Raw genomic sequence first — 17,562 nt, 5'->3', positions numbered from 1 at the left:
GCGCCCACGCGGCGGAGCCGCACAATGTCACAGCCCCGCGCCCCTTACGGGGCGCACCGGCACCGGCCTGGCGCCGGGCAAACGGGCGGGTGGGCGGGCGCAAACCGCGCCGCCACGTCCGAGTGGACTAGACCTTTCGCCCCCCACCGCGCGAAACTGTCCCCGTGAAACACGTCATCGCGCTCGACGTGGGCGGCACCACCATCAAGGCGGCCCTCATCGGAGCGGACCACGCCCTGCTGCACGAGACCCGGCGGCCCACCGGCCGCGACCAGGGGCCCGACGCAGTCGTGACCGGCATCCTCGACCTCGCGGCAGAGCTCCGCGACCTCGGCGAGCGCCGCTACGGCGAGCCGGCGGCGGCCACCGGCATAGCGGTGCCCGGCATCGTCGACACCGCCACCGGCACGGCGGTGTACGCCGCCAACCTCGGCTGGCGCGACGTCCCGCTGCGCGCCCTCCTCGCCGACCGCGTCGGCGGCCCGGTGGCCCTGGGGCACGACGTGCGCACCGGCGGGCTCGCCGAGGGCCGTATCGGTGCCGGCCGTGGCACCGGCCGTTTCCTGTTCGTCCCCCTCGGCACCGGCATCGCCGGAGCCATCGGCATCGACGGCCGCGTCGAGGAGGGCGCCAACGGCTGCGCGGGCGAGATCGGCCACGTCGCCGTCCGCCCCGGCTCCGGCGGCGAGCCGTGCGGCTGCGGCGCCCGCGGCTGCCTGGAGACCGTCGCCTCGGCGAGCGCCGTCAGCCGCGCCTGGGCCCGCGTCGGCGGCGACCCGCAGGCCGACGCCGCGGACTGCGCGAAGGCCGTCGCCGCGGGCGACCCCCGCGCGGCGGCGGTCTGGGCCGAGGCCGTGAACGCCCTCGCGGACGGCCTCGTCATGGCCGTCACCCTGCTGGACCCCGGCACCCTGATCATCGGTGGCGGGCTGGCCGGGGCCGGGGAGACGCTGTTCGCGCCCCTGCGCGCGGCGGTCGCGGAGCGCCTCACGTTCCAAAAGCTCCCCCACATCGTTCCGGCGGCCCTCGGGGACACCGCCGGCTGCCTGGGCGCGGGCCTGCTCGCCTGGGATCTCATCACTCAGCACGCCATGGACGCCACGGAGGTATCCGCCTGATGGCCGAACGCACAGTTCTCACCGGAGCCGGGCTGGTCCTGCCCACGGGCGTGGCGGAGCAGACGGCCCTCGCGGTCGAGGGCGACCGCATCGCGGAGATCGCCCCGCGGACCCCTCGGATCACGGGGCACCGGACCCTCGACCTGTCCGGCCACTGGATCGTCCCCGGCTTCGTGGACATCCACGTCCACGGCGGCGGCGGCGCGTCCTTCTCCGCGGGCAGCGCCGAGGAGGCGCTCACCGCGATCCGCACGCACCGCGCGCACGGCACGACCACGATGGTCGCGTCGACCGTGACCGGCGACCTGGACGACCTGGCCCGGCAGGCCGCGGTCCTCTCCGAGCTCACCGAGCAGGGCGACCTGGCGGGCATCCACTTCGAGGGCCCGTTCATCTCCCCGCACCGCTGCGGCGCGCACCAGCCGGAGCTGCTGCGCGACCCCGACCCGGCGGACGTGCGCAAGCTCGTCGACGCGGCGCGCGGCGCGGCCCGGATGATGACGCTCGCGCCCGAACTGCCGGGCGGCCTGGAGTCCGTCCGGCTGCTCGCCGACCACGGCGTGATCGCGGCCGTCGGCCACACGGACTCCACGTACGAGGCGACGCTGGAGGCGATCGACGCGGGCGCGACCGTCGCCACGCACCTCTTCAACGCGATGCCCTCGCTGCTGCACCGCGCGCCCGGCCCGATCGCCGCGCTGCTGGAGGACGAGCGGGTCACCGTCGAGCTGATCAACGACGGTACGCATCTGCATCCGTCCGTCCTGGAGCTGGCGTTCGCCCGCGCGGGCGCGGGGCGGGTCGCGTTCATCACGGACGCGATGGGCGCGGCGGGCATGAACGACGGCATGTACCCGCTCGGCCCGATGCGCGTCGAGGTCAAGGACGGCGTGGCCCGGATCGCCGACGGCCCGACGGCGGGCTCGATCGCGGGCTCGACGCTGACGTTGGATACGGCCTTCAAGCGCGCGGTGACGATCGACAAGCTCCCGGTCGAGGCCGCGGTGCAGGCCCTGTCGGCAAACCCCGCCCGTCTGTTGGGCGTTGCCGACCGGGTCGGTTCGCTGGAGCCGGGCAAGGACGCGGACCTGGTCGTGTTCGACGATGCGTACGAGCTCGTGGGTGTGATGCGCAAGGGCACTTGGGTGGTCACTCCCGAAGTGCGCTGATTGTCACCCCATTTCGACAGCGGCGGCGGGCCCGGGGGACTGGGCCTGCCGCCGCTGTTTTGGCATGATCGCTCGCGCGATGTCGCACTGTTGCGAGAGAGAGGCGCCGATGATCCTCACGGTCACGCTCAACGCCGCGCTCGACCTGACCTACCGGGTCCCGCGCCTGCTCCCGCACACCGAACACCGCGTCACCCGGGCCGTCGAACGGCCCGGCGGCAAGGGCCTGAACGTCGCGCGCGTGCTGGCCGCGCTCGGCCACGACACGGTGGTGACCGGCTTCGTGGGCGGCGCGACGGGCGAGACCCTGCAGCGCCTCCTCGCGGAGAGCGCGCCCGGCGTGAGCGACGCCCTCGCCTCCATATCCGGGACGACCCGGCGCACGGTCGCCGTCGTCGACGAGTCGACGGGCGACACGACGCAGCTCAACGAGGCGGGCCCGCAGGTCACTCAGGAGGAGTGGGCCGCGTTCGAGGAGCGCTACGTACGCCTGCTGGCCGATGCGGAGGCGGTCGCGCTGTGCGGCAGCCTGCCGCCCGGGGTGCCGGTGGGGGCGTACGCGCACCTGGTGCGGCAGGCGCGGGCGCACCAGGTGCCGGTGGTGCTGGACACCAGCGGCGAACCGCTCCGCCGCGGCATCGCCGCCCGCCCCGACGTGGTCAAGCCGAACGCGGCCGAACTGGCCGCGCTGACCGGCTCGACGGCCCCCCTGGAGGCGGCCCGCGACGCCCGCCGCCGCGGCGCCCACGCGGTGGCCGCTTCGCTGGGACCTGACGGCATGGTGGCCGTCACCCCCGACGGCACGTGGCGTGCGACCCCGCCGCGCCCCGTACGCGGCAACCCGACGGGCGCGGGCGACGCGACGGTCGCCGGACTCCTCTCGGCCTGGCGCCTCCCCTGGCCGGACCGCCTGGCGAGGGCGGTGGCACTGTCGGCGGCGACGGTCGGCGCCCCGGTGGCGGGCGAGTTCGACGCGACGCTGTACGAGGAGTTGCTGCCGAAGGTCAGGGTCACAGGGGCGTAGGCCCCGCTCCCCCACGGAAAGGGAAAGCCGAATGCCCCTCATCCGCACCGCAGACCTCATGACCGCAGGCGGAGCCGTAACGGCCTTCAACGTCATCACGGTTGAACACGCCGAGGCCATCGCGGCGGGAGCCGAGGCGGCGGGAGCCCCCGCCATCCTCCAGATCTCCGAGAACGCCGTGAAGTACCACGGCAACCGGCTGGCCCCCATCGCCGCCGCCACCGCAGCCGTGGCCCGCACCTCGACAGCACGCCTCGCCCTGCACCTCGACCACGTCGAGAGCACGGACCTCCTCCACGCCGCCCACACGCACGACTTCAGCTCGGCCATGTTCGACGCGTCGAAGCTCCCCTACGCCGACAACGTCAAATCAACGGCTGCCGCGGCCCGTTGGGCCCACGACCGCGACCTCTGGCTGGAAGCCGAACTGGGCCGCATCGGCGGCAAGGCGGGCGACGCCCACACCCCCGGCGTCCGCACGGACCCGACCGAGGCGGCCGCCTACGCCGCAGAGACGGGCATCGACGCCCTGGCGGTGGCGGTCGGCAGCACCCACGCGATGACGATCCGCACGGCCACCCTCGACCACACCCTGATCACGGCACTCCACGAGGCGGTCCCGGTCCCCCTGGTCCTCCACGGCTCGTCCGGCGTCCCGGACGAGGAACTCCGCCGCGCGGTCACCGCAGGCATGACGAAAATCAACGTGGGCACAGCCCTCAACACGGCCTTCACGGGCACGGTCCGCGCCTTTTTGGAGGCGCACCCGTCGACGGTGGACCCGCGCAGGTATCTAACTGCGGCCCGCCAGGAGATGTCGGCGACAGTCGCGAGGTTTCTGCTAGCCGTCAGAGCCAAAGACACTCACGTCTGACTTCACAAAACCGCTCAGCCGGTGTCCGTAGCACCTCAACTGCTTCATGAACCACCACGCTGGCCGCAGCCTTGGCGTCTCTCAGGAACTTAAGCGCAGCGGATACCGACTATAGAGGGGTGAAATCCATTCCCCTCTTACCGAGACAGGCCGAAACGGTTAAGCCAATTTACAACCCCAGGCCAGGCCCCGCTCGGCCATACAAGCGACCCCTTCAGCAAGATGGCTAAAAATCGCCTCACTGGCCAGACACCAACCATTAACCGGAAGGCGGGATTCACATTGCCGACCACACCCAAACACGCGTACGATTGCCTTCTGCCGGCACGATTCACTTGAACCAGAGGCAGCTCTACAGTCAGGCGGAACACGCATTGAAGGCAGTCGCGAAAATCTCAACCGTTGCAATTTCCGCAGTCGCCCTCACAATGGCGACTGCGAACGCAAGCCACGCAGACCAGTGGTGGTACATGTCGAGCGGCACCGGAAAGTGTCTTGAGATTGAGAACTCCGGGCTCGGAAACGGCGATCGAGCTCAGCAATGGAGCTGCAACGGCCAGACAGGCTCAATGTGGTGGCTTGACAAGGCAGCCAACGAAGTATATATGATCCGCAACTATAGCGGAAAGTGTCTGGAAATTGAGAACTCCAGCACTCAGAACGGTGCCCGGGCCCAGCAGTGGGCCTGCAACAGAAATAACGACACCATGATGTGGCACCTCGTAACCACAGACGGCCAGCAGAAGCTTATCAATCACAACAGTGGAAAGTGCCTGGAGATCGAGAACTCCAGCTCTCAGAACGGCGCCCGAGCCCAGCAGTGGGACTGCGCGCACGTCAACGGGCAGGACTGGTCGTTTGGGTGGGGATAAATCATATCCTGCCTGTTTGACGGTATGAGGCATAGATCCATGAGGCCGAGGCAAGCAGCCCGGCCACCATCGAGATGAGCCATTACGTAGGGTCATGCTTGTGTGGGAGTTGGCGGGCAGCGGGTTACACCGTCCGCCAACTTTCCACAAGCTCTCGCAGTCAACATTGAACCGCACAATTCACCTTACCCATAAGGCGAATTAGGATCACTCAATACCCCTCGCCTCAACAGCCCAGGCACCGCGCTCCATCTTGGTAATTCTGGTTCAACCCTGCCTCAGGCAAGAGATGTGCCGCTCTCAGCAGCAATCGACCCTTGCCTCAAAGCACACATATGCGCGGTCCAGCACAGCACGTGGGTCTGCCCCGCGACCGCGGAGCCAGTGGAGAAGATGAGCGATCACTCCAATCGACGCCTCCTCAGCCACACTCGGAGCAAGTGGAGAGCCAGCCTCCTGGCGCACAGAGCTTCCCCCACAGAGGGCTGGTAACGCCTCAAGGTAAGTAACCGGCGGACTGCCGACGCCGCCCCCAAGCTCGGCTACCCCAACGCTCAGTTCACACCAGGTTGTTTTGCCATGTTCGCTCGGCAACACGCCCCATCGATCGGCCATTGCTGCGACCAAACGCAATCCCCGGCCGTGTTCGCGAGACGATGTAAGACAGCGTAGTGCAGGCAGGGCGTCCGCGGCAGGATCGCGAACCTCAATACGCAGAGATGCCCCCTCCATTGAGACAGCGACCCATGCCGGCGTTTCGGCACCAACGTGCGTGATGACATTAGCGACCAGCTCTGTCAAGCACAGCTGCACCGTATCTGCAAGGTCCATCAGGCCCCAGAGCTTCAACGGAACACACACAGACCGCCGAAGCTTGGCGACGTTCTCCGGAACTGCCAGGAACGGCAGTTCCCACCTTCTCGGGTGCCGGTGCTGATCGATGTCCATGCGAGCCTCGCCTCTCATCGAACCACCGCCTCTGCGCAGCGACGGAGAGTCCCACCATGCGAACTCTCCGCTCTGATGCATGCGAGCATGACAGTGCACATCCCGCCATGCAATGTGCACGAAGCGATTCCCTCCATCGGGTGATTGGCGTGTCGTACGCGCTTCGATGGACTGAACGCTCGCCATTCCCAAGGAGGTTGCGATGACCGGCTCCCCCACCGCCCGGCGCCGACGGCTCGCCATCGAGCTCAAGAGGCTTCGTGAAGAGCACCAGTTCACGTGCAACGAGGTGGGCAAGGCACTGGACTGGAGCGGATCCAAGGTCAACCGGTTGGAGACCGGCAGCGGAAGGGTCCAGCCGTCCGACATCGATGCGCTGTGCCGCTTCTACGACACGACCGACGACCTCCGCGAGTTCCTTAAGCGGCTCGCCAAGGACTCCAAGCTGCGCGGCTGGTGGCACGCACACGGCTCAGCCGTCCCGTCCTGGTTCTCCGTCTACATCGGCCTGGAACAAGACGCCTCAAGCCTCCGGCAGTACCAGTGCGAGTTCGTGCCAGGCCTGCTTCAGACAGCTGCTTACACAGCTGAGCTGCACAGAGCGACCGTCCAACTCGCAGAGGAGGAACTGGAGCGTCATGTGAACGTACGCATGGAACGCCAGGCGATCCTCCACCGCGAGAACCCGCCCGACCTGTGGGCCATCGTTCACGAGAGCGTTCTGCGGCACGTTGTCGGCGACAGGGCGCTGATGCGCGCGCAACTCGAACATATGCTGTCAGTGGGACAGTTGAAGAACGTCACGTTGCAGGTGCTCTCATTCAACGCGGGCACCTACCCGGCGACCGGCGCGTTCACCATCCTCGGCTTCCCCGAACAGGCAGATCAGGATGTCGTCTACCGTGACGGGCTGACCGACGCTGTCTACCTGGAGGCGCCGGAGGACGTTGACCAGTACGCGAAGGCATTCGACAGCCTGCGGGCAATCGCGTCAAGCCCGTCGAAGTCGACTTCGCTGATCAGACGTGTCCTTGAGGAGTACTCCCGATGAGCAGCACGCCACACTCCATACGTGGCTGTAGCGCGTGGTTCAAGAGCAGCTATAGCAACGGATCTGGGGGCGAGTGCCTCGAGGCCGCCCCGTCAGGAGTCGGCACCATCGTGCGTGACTCCAAGTACCCGGGCAGCCCTGTCCTGGCGTTTCACCGCGCTGCGTGGACGGGCTTCGTCAACAGCATACGAAGTGGCGAGCTCGGCTGACAGGACATACCCCCCACACAGCGAGCTCGCCACGCGCACAGTCACTAGCCGTTCACATGCCCCGGCTTCAGCCAGACCTGGTCCAGGTTGAAGTTGCACTGGTTGCCCTGCTCGCAGGACACCTTGATGGTGTTCGTCCCCTTGTTGAGGTCGATCCAGGCGAACGTACGCGTCCAGCCCTTGTCCCACTCGCCGTTCTTCGCCTGGGCGAAGTTCTTCATGTTCAGCTGCCGGCTGCTCGCCTGGCCGTTGACCGTGAGCGTCGAGTTGGCGTCCGTGCCCGGCACGCCGTACCCCACGAAGACGGTGTACTCGCCGGCCTGCGGCACTTCCAGGCTCCACTCGACCGCGGCACCCGGCTTGTTCATGCCGGTGATGTACGTTCCGCCGTCGGCCTTGGCGCCCTGCACGTCCTTGGCGGTCGTGGCACCGCCGCTGAGGCGCAGGCTCGCCGCGTCACGCTTCAATATCCCGGCTGCCGACGGGTTCTGAGGCTCGTCGCTCGCCTTCTTCGAGTCGTCACCCGACTTGTCGCCCTTGCCGGACTTCTGCTCACCCGCAGAGTTCTGCTTACTGTCCGTCGACGACGTGTTGTTCGTCAGCATCGCCACCCCGATGCCACCCGCGACAACCACGACGACCGCTATCGCCGCTATCAGCGGCCCCCGCCGCTTCGGACGTGCCGGAGCGGCCGGACCCGCCGCGTACCCCGCAGGGCCCGTCGGAGCCTGGGGCGCAGCCCCGCCCGGCAGGGTCTCCGGGGCCGCGTAGTGCGGGTGCTGCTGCCGCTGCGCGCCCGCAGGCTGGCCGTACTGGCGTGAGCCGACAGGGCGTACCTGGTTGTACGAGGTGCGGGGCACCCCGGGCCGGCGCTCGGCAGGCGCTTCCGTGGTGCCCTCGCCGCCCTCAGAGCGGTAGAGGTAGCCGAACGGGTCGTCGTTCTCCGGCGTCCCGGTGCCGTTGCCGTTGTTGCCGGCCGTCATCCCCTGTCACTCCCCACATGGTGTGCCCATCGGCGCCCACGTTCTGCACGCGCTCGCTCGTACACGCTCGGCGGCTGCGCCGCATCGGCGCAGCCTACCCCGAGCGGGCCGGATCACGCCGTGCGCCACCTATCCTGCCCGGCGGCCGGCTTTGGCGCGGGACCGTTTCTCGATGTACATCCGCTGGTCAGCGGAGTGCAGCACTTCGTCGGCGGACATCCCGCAGCCCGCCCAGCCGATGCCGAAGCTCGCTCCGACGCGCACCGCGCGCCCGTCGACCCTTATGGGCGGAATGATGGCGTTGCGCAACCGCACCGCGAGATCCTCCGCGTCCGCGGGCCCCAGCCCGTCCGCGAGGACGACGAACTCGTCGCCGCCGAGCCGGGCGACGGTGTCGCCCTCGCGCACCCCGTTGCTCAGCCGCTGGGCGACCTCGATGAGGACGGCGTCGCCGGTGTGGTGCCCGTAGCGGTCGTTGATCGCCTTGAAGCCGTCGAGGTCGCAGAACAGGACGGCCAGGCCTCTGGCGTCGGCGTCGTCGTCGCCGGAGGCCTGGCCGTCCTCGTCCGGCGCGAACGTGTGCACGTGGTGGTGGTCGTGATGGTGGGCGTAACCGCCGTGCGCGTAGCCCCCGTCCGCGTACTCGTCGGGAGCGAAGTCCGGCGCGTAGTCCGGCACGGTGTCCGAGCCGAAGCCGTGCCCGTAGGGCGCGGTGCTCGCGACGCTCTCGACCTCGGCGAAGCCGTCGAGACAGCCGTACGGCGCGACGTCCGCCGCGGCGTGCGTCTCGCTGCCCGGCGGTCTCCCGCACAGCCGGGCGCTGAGCCGGGCGCGCAGTTCGGCGCTGTTGGGCAGGCCGGTCAGGGAGTCGTGGCTGGCGCGGTGGGCGAGCTGCAGCTCGTGCCGCTTGCGCTCCTCGATGTCCTCGACGTGCGTCAGCAGGAAGCGCGGCCCGTCCGCGGCGTCGGCGACCACCGAGTTGCGCAGCGACACCCACAGGTACGTGCCGTCGCGCCGGGCCAGCCGCAGCTCGGCCCGGCCGCCCTCGGCGGAGGTGCGGAGCAGGGTGCCTATGTCCTCGGGGTGCACGAGGTCGGAGAAGGAGTACCGCCGCATCTGGGAGGCGGAGCGGCCGAGCAGCCGGCACAGCGCGTCGTTGGTGCGGTGCAGCCGCCCGTGCTGGTCGCCGCCGAGCTCGGCGATGGCCATGCCGCTGGGCGCGTACTCGAAGGCCTGCCGGAAGCTCTCCTCGCTGGCGCGCAGGGCCTGCTGTTCACGTTCGAGCCGGACCAGGGCGCGTTGCATATTTGCGCGTAGACGAGCGTTGCTGATCGCAATGGCGGACTGCGATGCGTACATCTGGAGCGCTTCGCGGCCCCAGGCGCCCGGGCGCCGCCCGTTGTGCGGCTTGTCCACCGAGATGACGCCCAGGAGTTCGCCCCCGGAGGGCCCCGTCGTGTACATCGGGGCGAAGAGGCGGTCCATGGGATGCCACTCGTCGGCGAACCGCGGGGCGGGCCCGGCGGTGTGCCATTGGGGGACGTCGTCCTCGTCGAGGACCCACCCCTCCGTGTAAGGGATGAACCGCAGTTCGCCCCACTGGTCGCCCATGGTGAGCCGCCGCTCCCACGACACCCGTGAGCCGACGCGGCCCGACATCAGCGCCTCTGCGCTGGCGCTTCCGGCCACCGCGGCCACCACCAGATCCCCGTCCGGCCGGACGAGGTTGACGGCTGCGAGCTCGTACCCGAGCCCGGTGACGATGCCGTCCGCGACGGTCTGCAAGGTGTCCGCGAGGCTGCGCGCGGTGTTCAGCTCCGCGACTGCCTGATGCACCTGTCGCAAGGTGGCCAGGCGGACATATGGCTCCGACTCGGTCTCCATAGCTCGCTCTCCCCCGAGACCTAAACAGCAACTCCAGGATTCTTTGTCGTCCGCTTACCACGGCCACTGAATCACAGCGAGCTGACTGCTCGGTACACAGGGTCAACAATTAGCGCTTCATGTGACTCATGTCACAAGTGCGGGGGCCATCCGGGCACTGGCGTTCGGAGATTCCTTGTGCCACGCGAACGCCTTACGAACGCAAATCCGCGACTGTACGGGAAGTGGGCGGAAGTGACACGGGCCTAGGCCCAGGGCCTGGTCCCACAGCCCGATGCGCCCCTCGGGGAAAGGCGACTAGCGTGCACACCGTGTTGCAGACGACCTCCGCCACCCCGCCCGTCGCGTCCGGCATAGCCCATCCTGAAGGGGTGAGCGCCGACGAATTCCGTGCCGCCCTCGCCCGCCTCGCCGCCGGCGTGGTGCTGGTGACCGCGCACGACCCCGAGGACGGCCCGCGCGGCGAGGACGTCGGCATGACGGCGACGGCCTTCCTGTCCGTCTCCCTGGAGCCGCCGCTGGTCATGGTCAGCGTGCGCAACGACTCCCGGATGGACGACCTGCTGGCCCGCCAGCCCCTGTGGGCGGTCTCCGTCCTGGCCGAGGACCAGCGGCAGGTGGCGGCACGTTTCGCCATGAAGGGCCGCATCAGCGACCGGCTGCTGTTCGCGGACGTCCCGCACGGGCACGGCGAGGCGACGGGTGCGCCGCTGATCGACGGAGCGCTGTCGGTGCTGGAGTGCCGCACGGAGCAGCGGGTGCCGGCGGGGGACCACACACTCGTCATCGGCCGCGTCCTCACGGCGACGGCGCCGAGCACGGACGCCGGACCGCTGACGTACTTCCGCGGCCGCTACCGACAGTTGGGGTAGGGCCTTCGTGCCCTGAAGGGGCGCGGGGAACTGCGCGACCAGCCCCCACCGGCCCGCAGCCGACGCACCATCCCGAGGATCCGGGGCGCAGCCCCGAGCACCTCGACTGCGGGCGCGTCGTGGTTGCTCGCGCAGTTCCCCGCGCCCCTGACGGGGCACAATCCGGCGGTCACCAATCCCGCCCGGTGCGCCCCCGCTTGGTCTCGCCGCGCTGCTTCTTCTCACGCAGCCGCCGCTCGTTGATGCCGCGCGGAATCTTCGTGGCCCGGCGCTGCTTGGGCGGCGGCGCGGACGCCTCGGCGAGCAGGGAGGCCAGGCGGACGGCGGCGGTCTCGCGGTTGCGCCACTGCGAGCGGTGCTCGGAGGCGCGTACGACGACCACGCCCCCGTCGACGAGCCGGCCCGCGAGCCGCTCCAGCGCCCGCTCCTTCCACACCTGCGGCAGCGCATCCGTGCGCGCGAGGTCGAAGCGCAGCTCCACCTGGCTGTCACTGGTGTTGACGTGCTGCCCGCCCGGCCCCGAGGAGCGGGAGAAACGCCACATGAGCTCGGCCTCCGGGAGGGAGACGGAGCCGCGGATGACGTAGGGACCGGACATGTGTCCCATGATCCCGCACGGCCCGCCGCACCGTCACATCGTTTTATGCCGGAACCATGACTGGGCAAAGAAAGTAAAGAAACCCTGGAACCCCACTGCCCCCACCGAGCGTTCTCCCGGATGACGACCTCGTCGATCTCGATCTGCTCGATCTGAAGGGACCCATCCCATGGCTGTAAGCCTCTCCAAGGGCGGCAACGTCTCCCTCACCAAGGAGGCCCCGGGCCTGACGGCCGTCACGGTCGGCCTCGGCTGGGACGTCCGCACCACCACGGGCACGGACTTCGACCTCGACGCGAGCGCCATCGGCGTGAACGCGGGCGGCCGCGTCTACTCGGACGCGCACTTCGTCTTCTTCAACAACAAGTCCACCCCGGACCAGTCCATCGTCCACACCGGCGACAACACGACGGGCGCCGGCGAGGGCGACGACGAGCAGATCAACGTCAACCTGGCCGCCCTCCCGGCCGACGTCGACAAGATCGTCTTCCCGGTCTCCATCTACGACGCCGAGACGCGCGCGCAGAACTTCGGCCAGGTGCGCAACGCGTACATCCGCATCGTCAACCAGGCGGGCGGCCAGGAGATAGCCCGCTACGACCTCAGCGAGGACGCGGCGACGGAGACGGCGATGGTCTTCGGCGAGCTGTACCGCAACGGCGCGGAGTGGAAGTTCCGTGCGGTGGGCCAGGGTTACGCGTCGGGCCTGGTCGGCATCGCGCGCGACTTCGGCGTCAACGTCTGACGGACGCGCAAGGGGCACCCCGCGGTGCGGAGTGCCCCACACCCGTCGGCAGACGGGTCAGATGCGGTCGGCCGCAATGAGCAGGTAGTGGAAGCTGCCTTCCTTGTAGGCGGTCAGGAAGGGGTCCTCGACGCCGGTGGCGAGGGAGGACTGGGCGCGCAGTTCCCAGTACGGAATCGTCGCTGCCGTCAGGTCGACGACGTTCATCGGGACGAGGCCGTTGGCCGCCATCGCCTTGAAGTAGGCGCTGCGGGGGTGGATGTTGCAGGTGTAGTGCTCGTCGATGCGGCTGACGGCCTTGGAACGGCCACCCGTCACGTCGTTGTAGCAGCCGGTGATGACGACATAGCGGCCGCCGAAGGCGAGCTGGCGGGCGTGCTCGGCGAAGAGCTGGAACAGGTCCACGTACATGGTGGACTCGTTGTTCCAGATGCTGCGGAAGGCGCCGGTGGGCAGGCCGGTGTCGAGCATGTTGCGGAAGTGGTAGCGCACCCGGTCGTCCACGCCCCGTTTGCGGGCCTGGGCGTTGGCGAAGTCGACCTGGGTGTGGGAGATGGAGATGCCGTCGGCCCGGCAGCCGAAGCGGGCGTTGGCCATGATGCTCGTGCCGCCGCGGCCGCAGCCGGCGTCGAGGAGGCGGTCGGTGGGCTGCACGTCGCCGAGGTGGTCGAGCAGGACGTCCGCCTGCGCCGATTCCAGGCGGTGGAGTTCGGCGATGATGCGGGCGTCGCGGGTGTCCTCGGGGCCCTCCAGGACGGAGGGGTCGTAGTCGCCGAGCCCGTAGTGGTGGTGGTAGAGGCCGTCGACATCGCCCAGACGCAGATTGACCGGGTCCTTCTCACTGTTCCAGTAATCGGCGACCGACTGCTGATACGCGGTGCGCAGGACCTGGGCAGGGGCTTCCGGGGTGGTGGTCATGAGGGGGTGCTCCTTAACGTTCAACGTTCCGATGGGTCGAACAGGCGGTGCGCGGCTCAGGCGTCGGGGGTGCGGGCGACCTCGACGTTCTCCAGGACGCCGAGCGCGTCGGGGACCAGCACGGCCGCCGAGGAGTAGGTGCTGACCAGATAGGACATGACGGCCTGGTCGTTGATGCCCATGAACCGGACGTTCAGGCCCGGCTCGTACTCGTCCGGGATGCCGGTCTGCCGCAGGCCGACCACACCCTGGGCCTCCTCGCCGGTGCGCATCGCCAGGATCGAGGTGGTGCCCTGGTCGGAGACCGGCAGCTTGCCCAGCGGGTAGATGGGCACGCCGCGCCAGGCGGGGATGCGGTGGCCGTCGACGTCCACGTCGCCGAAGTAGAGGCCGCGCCGGTTGCATTCGCGGCCGAAGGCGGCGACGGCCTTCGGGTGGGCGAAGAACGCCTTGGTCTGGCGGCGCATGCTCAGCAGCTCGTCGAAGTCGTCCGGGGTGGGCGGGCCGGAGTGGGTGGAGATGCGCTGGCCGTGGTCGGCGTTGTGCAGCAGCCCGAACTCGCGGTTGTTGACGAGTTCGTACTCCTGGCGTTCGCGCAGCGCCTGGATGGTCAGCCGCAGCTGCTGCTCGATCTGGTTCATCGGGTCGTTGTAGAGATCGGCGACCCGGGTGTGCACCTTCAGGACCGTCTGCGCCACGCTCAACTCGTACTCGCGCGGTGCGAGTTCGTAGTCGGCGAACGTGCCCGGCAGGACGGGCTCACCGGAGTGGCCGGCGGCCAGCGCGATGTCCGCCTCGCCGCGCTTGTTCTGCGGGCGGTCGCCTTCGGCCCGGCGGCTCCGTACGTGCTCGCGCAGCCGCTCGTTCTGCCCGGCCACCTCCTCGTACGCCCGCCGGGGCAGCACCAGCACCTTGCACGCGGTCATCGCACGGGCGGTGAACTCCCACGCGCCGGGCTCCTCCGACACGGCCTGCCCGCCGAAGAACCCGCCGTCGGCGAGCACCCCCAGCCGCGACTCGTCCCCGTACTTCCCGGTGCCGGTCTGCTCCACCTTGCCGTGCGCGATCAGCACGACCCGGTCCGCCGGCTGCCCGGCCTGCACCAGGACCTGGCCCGGCTCGTACTCCTGCTGCTCGCAGCGTCCGGCCAGCGCCTGCAGCACGCCTGCGTCGTCGAACCCGCGCAGCAGGGGCAGTTCGCCCAGCTCGGCAGGGACGACCCGGACCGCGGCCCCTTCCTGGACGAACGTCACCCGCCCGTCGCCGACCGCGTGGACCAGTCGCCGGTTGACCCGGTACGTGCCGCCCTTGACCTCCACCCAGGGCAGTGTCCGCAGCAGCCAGCGAGAGCTGATGTTCTGCATCTGCGGAACGGTCTTGGTGGTGGTCGCCAGATTGCGGGCAGCCGCGACTCCGAGGCTCAACTGGGCCCGCCCTGCGTTCGCTTCGTCCTGCCCAGGTTGCTCAGGCTGCTCAGGCGTCACTGCGGTCGTCATCCCTGTTCCCTTCCAGACGGTGTGGGGGAGGCATGTCGGGGGCATCGGCCGCGGTGGCCGGGCCTGCCGCAGGCGATGCGAGCCGCAAGTGAAGCAGCGCGTAACGATGTTGGTCGAGAGTGGCGAAACGTATGCCGTGCGTTTGCGCCACCGGCCGCGGACCACGGATGCCGAGTTCAGACGTCTCCGGCGTCCCCCGACAACGGGAGCCATCGCTCCTCAGTACGGCCGGAATCCGGTGAACCGGCCCGGGATATCCGGCCCGGCGCTGGGAAGGAACGGGGCGGGAGGGCGCCCTTGCGCCGTCTTCGCGGGAGTGGGCACGGTGGTCACGCGCGTGTCGGATGTACGGATCTGTGGACGGAGTTGCGGATGATGGCGCCAATCCCCGGTACGACCGACGCCGGGTCTTTTCCCCCGGTGACACGTCTGCTGTCCGGGCCGACGGGGATCGGGACGAACTCCTTGCGCCTCGCGCAGGACTTGGCGCTGGAAACAGACACAACACTGCCGGAACCGCCGGAGCTTCCGGCGCCACCGGTGTCGGAACCGACACTGCAGCCGTCGTCGCAGCGGATCGAGGGCCTCTACTGCCCGCCGGCCGTACGGGACGACCGTGCGCTGGCCGACGAGGTCAACGACCGGCTCGTCGAGTGGGCCGAGAAGGAAGTGGACCTTTACCCGGACACCGATCTGAGGGACGACCTCCTGGCCTTCGACGCGGGGCGGTCGGTGGTCCTGTGCCACCCGGACGCGCCGAGCATCGACCACCTGATGGCCGCCGCCCGTCTCCTCATCGGCGAGAACGCCGTGGACGACTACTTCTGCGAAGCGCAGTACGGCGGCACCGCGGACCGCCGCGGCGCGGCGCTCGCCGTCGCCCAGTCCGCGATCGACCCCGCCCACAACACCCCGCGCTACGAGGCCGACTGGCGGGCCGGCCTCGACGCCCACCCGGCCCTGCGCTCGATGCGGTCGGCCATGGACCACTTCTACGCCCTGGCCACCCCGGCCCAGGCGCACCGCTTCCGGCACGACATCGTCAACCTCTACCTCGGCTACGGCGCCGAGGGCGACTGCATCAGCCAGCGCCGCACGCCCGCCGTGTGGGAGTACCTGGTGCAGCGGCAGTTCAACAGCTTCCGCCCGTGCCTGACCCTCACCGACTCGATCGGCGGCTACGAACTGCCCGCCCACCTCTTCGCGGAGCCGGCGGTACAGCGGGCCGTCGCGCTGTCCTCCAACGCCTCGACCCTCTGCAACGACCTCTACTCACTGCGCAAGGAGCAGGCGAGCGAGCGCTTCCACTACAGCCTGCCCACCGTGATCGCCGCCGAGGAGGACTGCTCCATCCACGACGCCTTCCAGAAGGCGATCGAGGTCCACAACGAGATCGTCCACCTCTTCGAGGAACAGGCCGCCGCGCTAGCCGCCATGCACCCGCTCGTCGCCCGCTTCGTCACCGGCCTGCACAACTGGATGACCGGCAACCACGAATGGCACGCAGGGAATGTCGGTACGCGGTACGCGACGTCGCCCTGAGGGGGCGCCTGGGGGGGGCGCCCCCTCCTGCGCTCACTTGACCGGCGTCAGGCGCCACTTCTGGTTGTCGCCGCCGTTGGCGAACCACTGAATGACGTTGACGCCGGCGGCCATGCCGTTGTCGTAGACGTCCAGCAGCTTGCCGCTGTTGACGTTCTTGAGCGTGTAGACGTCACCGTCACCGACCGGGGTCAGCTGCCACTGCTGCGACGTCCGCTTCGGGTCGGCGGACCACTGAAGGACGTTCGCGCCGTCCGCCTTGTTGCTGTCCTGCACGTCAAGTGCCTTGCCGCTGCAGCGGGGGTGAAGCGTGCAGACCCCTTCCGCCCCGGCCGGCCGGAGATCCCACGCCTGGGCGTCGGTGCCGTTGGCGTCCCACTGGTAGACGTTCGCACCATCGGCGGTGCTGGCACCGGCCACGTCGAGGAGCTTGCCGCTCTTGACGCTGGTGAGGGTGAAGAAGCCGCTGAGCTGTGTCATGGGTTGCGTATGCCCGTCCGCTCGAAGTGGATTCAGGAGTTCGATCGATCTCCGGAACGGGACCCTAGGGACGGCCGTGGGGGCGGGCAAGGGCGCCGGGGGATCTTGGCTGGCAAGCAACGGTCGGGCCGTGTGTCACTGCGCAGTAACACACGGCCCGCATGGACACCGTGCAGGCCCACCCCCGCGGCCTTGCCGTACTCGCGGCCGGAATCACCGGACCGTCCCGGCCCACTGCGGAATAGTCGACACATGGCAGCCACGCCCAGCACCACCGAGCTTCGCCGTGCCAGGTTCGCCCGGCGCCTCCCCTCTGCGCTCTCGGAACTCCACGGCCCCGCGCACAGCGCCGTCAGCCTGCCGTTGCACCTCGCGTGGTCCGGCCTGACCCAGTTCGACCTCGACCAGCCCCGGCTGTGCATGAGCTGCTACAGAATCCTCTTGGCCGAGGGGCAGCACGACGACCTGGTCCACTACCTGAATCGCGAACGGCTCATCGGCATGTGGCCGGTCCTGCGCACGCTCATCAGTCGGGACATCTGCAACGCCTGGGAGTGCGCCTTCGACGAACTCGCTCCCGACGCCCAGGCCGTCGTGTGAACCTCACAGACCTCCACCGCCGCCTCCTCAGTGACCTTCTCACTGGACGAACCGGACTAGGGCCTGCCACGATGCTCCAGGCCTAGCACCTGGGGGGCTGGCACGGCCTCGCCCTGTTCACCGCCACCTGGTTCCTCGTCGCTTCCGGCCTGGAGGCCGTCTTCGCCCTGGCTGTCGCA

Annotated in this window: 18 protein-coding genes; 11 read left to right on the top strand and 7 right to left on the bottom strand. The window is 69.3% G+C overall.

All coding sequences use genetic code 11. The features are described 5' to 3' along the window. The first annotated feature begins 164 nt into the window (after nt 1-164). From ACWD4B_RS31640 to ACWD4B_RS31620, 5 genes are all read left to right on the top strand, one after another. Complete coding sequence (locus ACWD4B_RS31640; protein ID WP_451423982.1) at nt 165-1,118, top strand: ROK family protein; 954 nt, start codon at nt 165-167, stop codon at nt 1,116-1,118. Continuing rightward, nucleotides 1,118-2,287: an N-acetylglucosamine-6-phosphate deacetylase gene (nagA, locus tag ACWD4B_RS31635; RefSeq protein ID WP_451423981.1), complete on the top strand. Its 1,170-nt coding sequence runs from the start codon at nt 1,118-1,120 to the stop codon at nt 2,285-2,287. The genes ACWD4B_RS31640 and nagA overlap by 1 nt, the downstream gene beginning before the upstream one ends. 109 nt (nt 2,288-2,396) lie before the next feature. Continuing rightward, nucleotides 2,397-3,311: a 1-phosphofructokinase family hexose kinase gene (locus tag ACWD4B_RS31630; RefSeq protein ID WP_451423980.1), complete on the top strand. Its 915-nt coding sequence runs from the start codon at nt 2,397-2,399 to the stop codon at nt 3,309-3,311. Nucleotides 3,312-3,342: 31 nt separating this feature from the next. Further along, entirely contained in the window at nt 3,343-4,185 is an 843-nt protein-coding gene (locus ACWD4B_RS31625; RefSeq protein ID WP_451423979.1) for a class II fructose-bisphosphate aldolase, read from the top strand. Between the two features lie 428 nt (nt 4,186-4,613). Further along, on the top strand, nt 4,614-5,057 hold the full coding sequence (locus ACWD4B_RS31620; protein WP_451423983.1) for an RICIN domain-containing protein: 444 nt from the start codon (nt 4,614-4,616) through the stop codon (nt 5,055-5,057). A 300-nt stretch (nt 5,058-5,357) separates the two neighbouring features. Here ACWD4B_RS31620 and ACWD4B_RS31615 read toward each other — a convergent pair whose 3' ends face one another. Continuing rightward, nucleotides 5,358-6,005: an ATP-binding protein gene (locus ACWD4B_RS31615; protein WP_451423978.1), complete on the bottom strand. Its 648-nt coding sequence runs from the start codon at nt 6,003-6,005 to the stop codon at nt 5,358-5,360. A gap of 202 nt (nt 6,006-6,207) precedes the next feature. Between ACWD4B_RS31615 and ACWD4B_RS31610 the strand changes: the two genes are divergently transcribed. Both ACWD4B_RS31610 and ACWD4B_RS31605 read left to right on the top strand, forming a co-directional pair. Then, nucleotides 6,208-7,056 (top strand): helix-turn-helix domain-containing protein, encoded by an 849-nt coding sequence (locus tag ACWD4B_RS31610; RefSeq protein WP_451423977.1) that lies wholly within the window; start codon nt 6,208-6,210, stop codon nt 7,054-7,056. Further along, nucleotides 7,053-7,265: a DUF397 domain-containing protein gene (locus ACWD4B_RS31605; protein WP_451423976.1), complete on the top strand. Its 213-nt coding sequence runs from the start codon at nt 7,053-7,055 to the stop codon at nt 7,263-7,265. The genes ACWD4B_RS31610 and ACWD4B_RS31605 overlap by 4 nt, the downstream gene beginning before the upstream one ends. 44 nt (nt 7,266-7,309) lie before the next feature. On the opposite strand, the gene ACWD4B_RS31600 is transcribed toward ACWD4B_RS31605, so the two are convergent. Together ACWD4B_RS31600 and cdgB are read right to left on the bottom strand one after the other, a co-directional pair. After that, entirely contained in the window at nt 7,310-8,248 is a 939-nt protein-coding gene (locus ACWD4B_RS31600) for a CBM35 domain-containing protein (RefSeq protein ID WP_451423975.1), read from the bottom strand. A gap of 129 nt (nt 8,249-8,377) precedes the next feature. Further along, nucleotides 8,378-10,132 carry a diguanylate cyclase CdgB gene (cdgB, locus tag ACWD4B_RS31595; protein WP_451423974.1) on the bottom strand — a complete coding sequence of 585 codons (1,755 nt, stop codon included), beginning with the start codon at nt 10,130-10,132 and terminating at the stop codon, nt 8,378-8,380. A gap of 311 nt (nt 10,133-10,443) precedes the next feature. On the opposite strand from cdgB, the gene ACWD4B_RS31590 reads away from it, so the two are divergent. Further along, complete coding sequence (locus tag ACWD4B_RS31590) at nt 10,444-11,004, top strand: flavin reductase family protein (protein WP_451423973.1); 561 nt, start codon at nt 10,444-10,446, stop codon at nt 11,002-11,004. Nucleotides 11,005-11,173: 169 nt separating this feature from the next. Here ACWD4B_RS31590 and arfB read toward each other — a convergent pair whose 3' ends face one another. Further along, the gene (arfB, locus tag ACWD4B_RS31585) at nt 11,174-11,611 is read right to left on the bottom strand and encodes an alternative ribosome rescue aminoacyl-tRNA hydrolase ArfB (protein WP_451423972.1); all 438 of its coding nucleotides are present in this window, start codon (nt 11,609-11,611) and stop codon (nt 11,174-11,176) included. A 160-nt stretch (nt 11,612-11,771) separates the two neighbouring features. On the opposite strand from arfB, the gene ACWD4B_RS31580 reads away from it, so the two are divergent. Further along, complete coding sequence (locus ACWD4B_RS31580) at nt 11,772-12,347, top strand: TerD family protein (protein ID WP_336416055.1); 576 nt, start codon at nt 11,772-11,774, stop codon at nt 12,345-12,347. A gap of 57 nt (nt 12,348-12,404) precedes the next feature. Here ACWD4B_RS31580 and ACWD4B_RS31575 read toward each other — a convergent pair whose 3' ends face one another. Then, nucleotides 12,405-13,265 (bottom strand): geranyl diphosphate 2-C-methyltransferase, encoded by an 861-nt coding sequence (locus ACWD4B_RS31575; protein WP_451423971.1) that lies wholly within the window; start codon nt 13,263-13,265, stop codon nt 12,405-12,407. A gap of 56 nt (nt 13,266-13,321) precedes the next feature. After that, entirely contained in the window at nt 13,322-14,761 is a 1,440-nt protein-coding gene (locus ACWD4B_RS31570) for a family 2B encapsulin nanocompartment shell protein (protein WP_451423970.1), read from the bottom strand. Nucleotides 14,762-14,836: 75 nt separating this feature from the next. Between ACWD4B_RS31570 and ACWD4B_RS31565 the strand changes: the two genes are divergently transcribed. Beyond that, complete coding sequence (locus ACWD4B_RS31565) at nt 14,837-16,303, top strand: family 2 encapsulin nanocompartment cargo protein terpene cyclase (protein WP_451423969.1); 1,467 nt, start codon at nt 14,837-14,839, stop codon at nt 16,301-16,303. Between the two features lie 33 nt (nt 16,304-16,336). Here ACWD4B_RS31565 and ACWD4B_RS31560 read toward each other — a convergent pair whose 3' ends face one another. Beyond that, nucleotides 16,337-16,783, bottom strand: coding sequence for an RICIN domain-containing protein (locus tag ACWD4B_RS31560; protein ID WP_451423968.1), 447 nt, complete (start codon nt 16,781-16,783; stop codon nt 16,337-16,339). A gap of 252 nt (nt 16,784-17,035) precedes the next feature. Here ACWD4B_RS31560 and ACWD4B_RS31555 point away from each other — a divergent pair, with 252 nt between their 5' ends. Then, on the top strand, nt 17,036-17,383 hold the full coding sequence (locus ACWD4B_RS31555) for a transcriptional regulator (protein WP_451423967.1): 348 nt from the start codon (nt 17,036-17,038) through the stop codon (nt 17,381-17,383). Nucleotides 17,384-17,562: the final 179 nt, after the last annotated feature.

The organism is Streptomyces sp. NPDC002536 (assembly GCF_053594995.1).
Note: the sequence above shows the minus strand (reverse complement) of the source record. Positions and strands in the feature narration are given on the sequence as shown.

Coding starts and splice junctions, on each gene's coding strand:
- nagA (WP_451423981.1), top strand. CDS start 1,118: ATGGCCGAACGCACAGTTCTCACCGGAGCCGGGCTGGTCCTGCCCACG.
- ACWD4B_RS31630 (WP_451423980.1), top strand. CDS start 2,397: ATGATCCTCACGGTCACGCTCAACGCCGCGCTCGACCTGACCTACCGG.
- ACWD4B_RS31625 (WP_451423979.1), top strand. CDS start 3,343: ATGCCCCTCATCCGCACCGCAGACCTCATGACCGCAGGCGGAGCCGTA.
- ACWD4B_RS31620 (WP_451423983.1), top strand. CDS start 4,614: ATGGCGACTGCGAACGCAAGCCACGCAGACCAGTGGTGGTACATGTCG.
- ACWD4B_RS31615 (WP_451423978.1), bottom strand. CDS start 6,005: ATGGACATCGATCAGCACCGGCACCCGAGAAGGTGGGAACTGCCGTTC.
- ACWD4B_RS31610 (WP_451423977.1), top strand. CDS start 6,208: ATGACCGGCTCCCCCACCGCCCGGCGCCGACGGCTCGCCATCGAGCTC.
- ACWD4B_RS31605 (WP_451423976.1), top strand. CDS start 7,053: ATGAGCAGCACGCCACACTCCATACGTGGCTGTAGCGCGTGGTTCAAG.
- ACWD4B_RS31600 (WP_451423975.1), bottom strand. CDS start 8,248: ATGACGGCCGGCAACAACGGCAACGGCACCGGGACGCCGGAGAACGAC.
- cdgB (WP_451423974.1), bottom strand. CDS start 10,132: ATGGAGACCGAGTCGGAGCCATATGTCCGCCTGGCCACCTTGCGACAG.
- arfB (WP_451423972.1), bottom strand. CDS start 11,611: ATGGGACACATGTCCGGTCCCTACGTCATCCGCGGCTCCGTCTCCCTC.
- ACWD4B_RS31580 (WP_336416055.1), top strand. CDS start 11,772: ATGGCTGTAAGCCTCTCCAAGGGCGGCAACGTCTCCCTCACCAAGGAG.
- ACWD4B_RS31575 (WP_451423971.1), bottom strand. CDS start 13,265: ATGACCACCACCCCGGAAGCCCCTGCCCAGGTCCTGCGCACCGCGTAT.
- ACWD4B_RS31570 (WP_451423970.1), bottom strand. CDS start 14,761: ATGACGACCGCAGTGACGCCTGAGCAGCCTGAGCAACCTGGGCAGGAC.
- ACWD4B_RS31565 (WP_451423969.1), top strand. CDS start 14,837: ATGCGAGCCGCAAGTGAAGCAGCGCGTAACGATGTTGGTCGAGAGTGG.
- ACWD4B_RS31560 (WP_451423968.1), bottom strand. CDS start 16,783: ATGACACAGCTCAGCGGCTTCTTCACCCTCACCAGCGTCAAGAGCGGC.
- ACWD4B_RS31555 (WP_451423967.1), top strand. CDS start 17,036: ATGGCAGCCACGCCCAGCACCACCGAGCTTCGCCGTGCCAGGTTCGCC.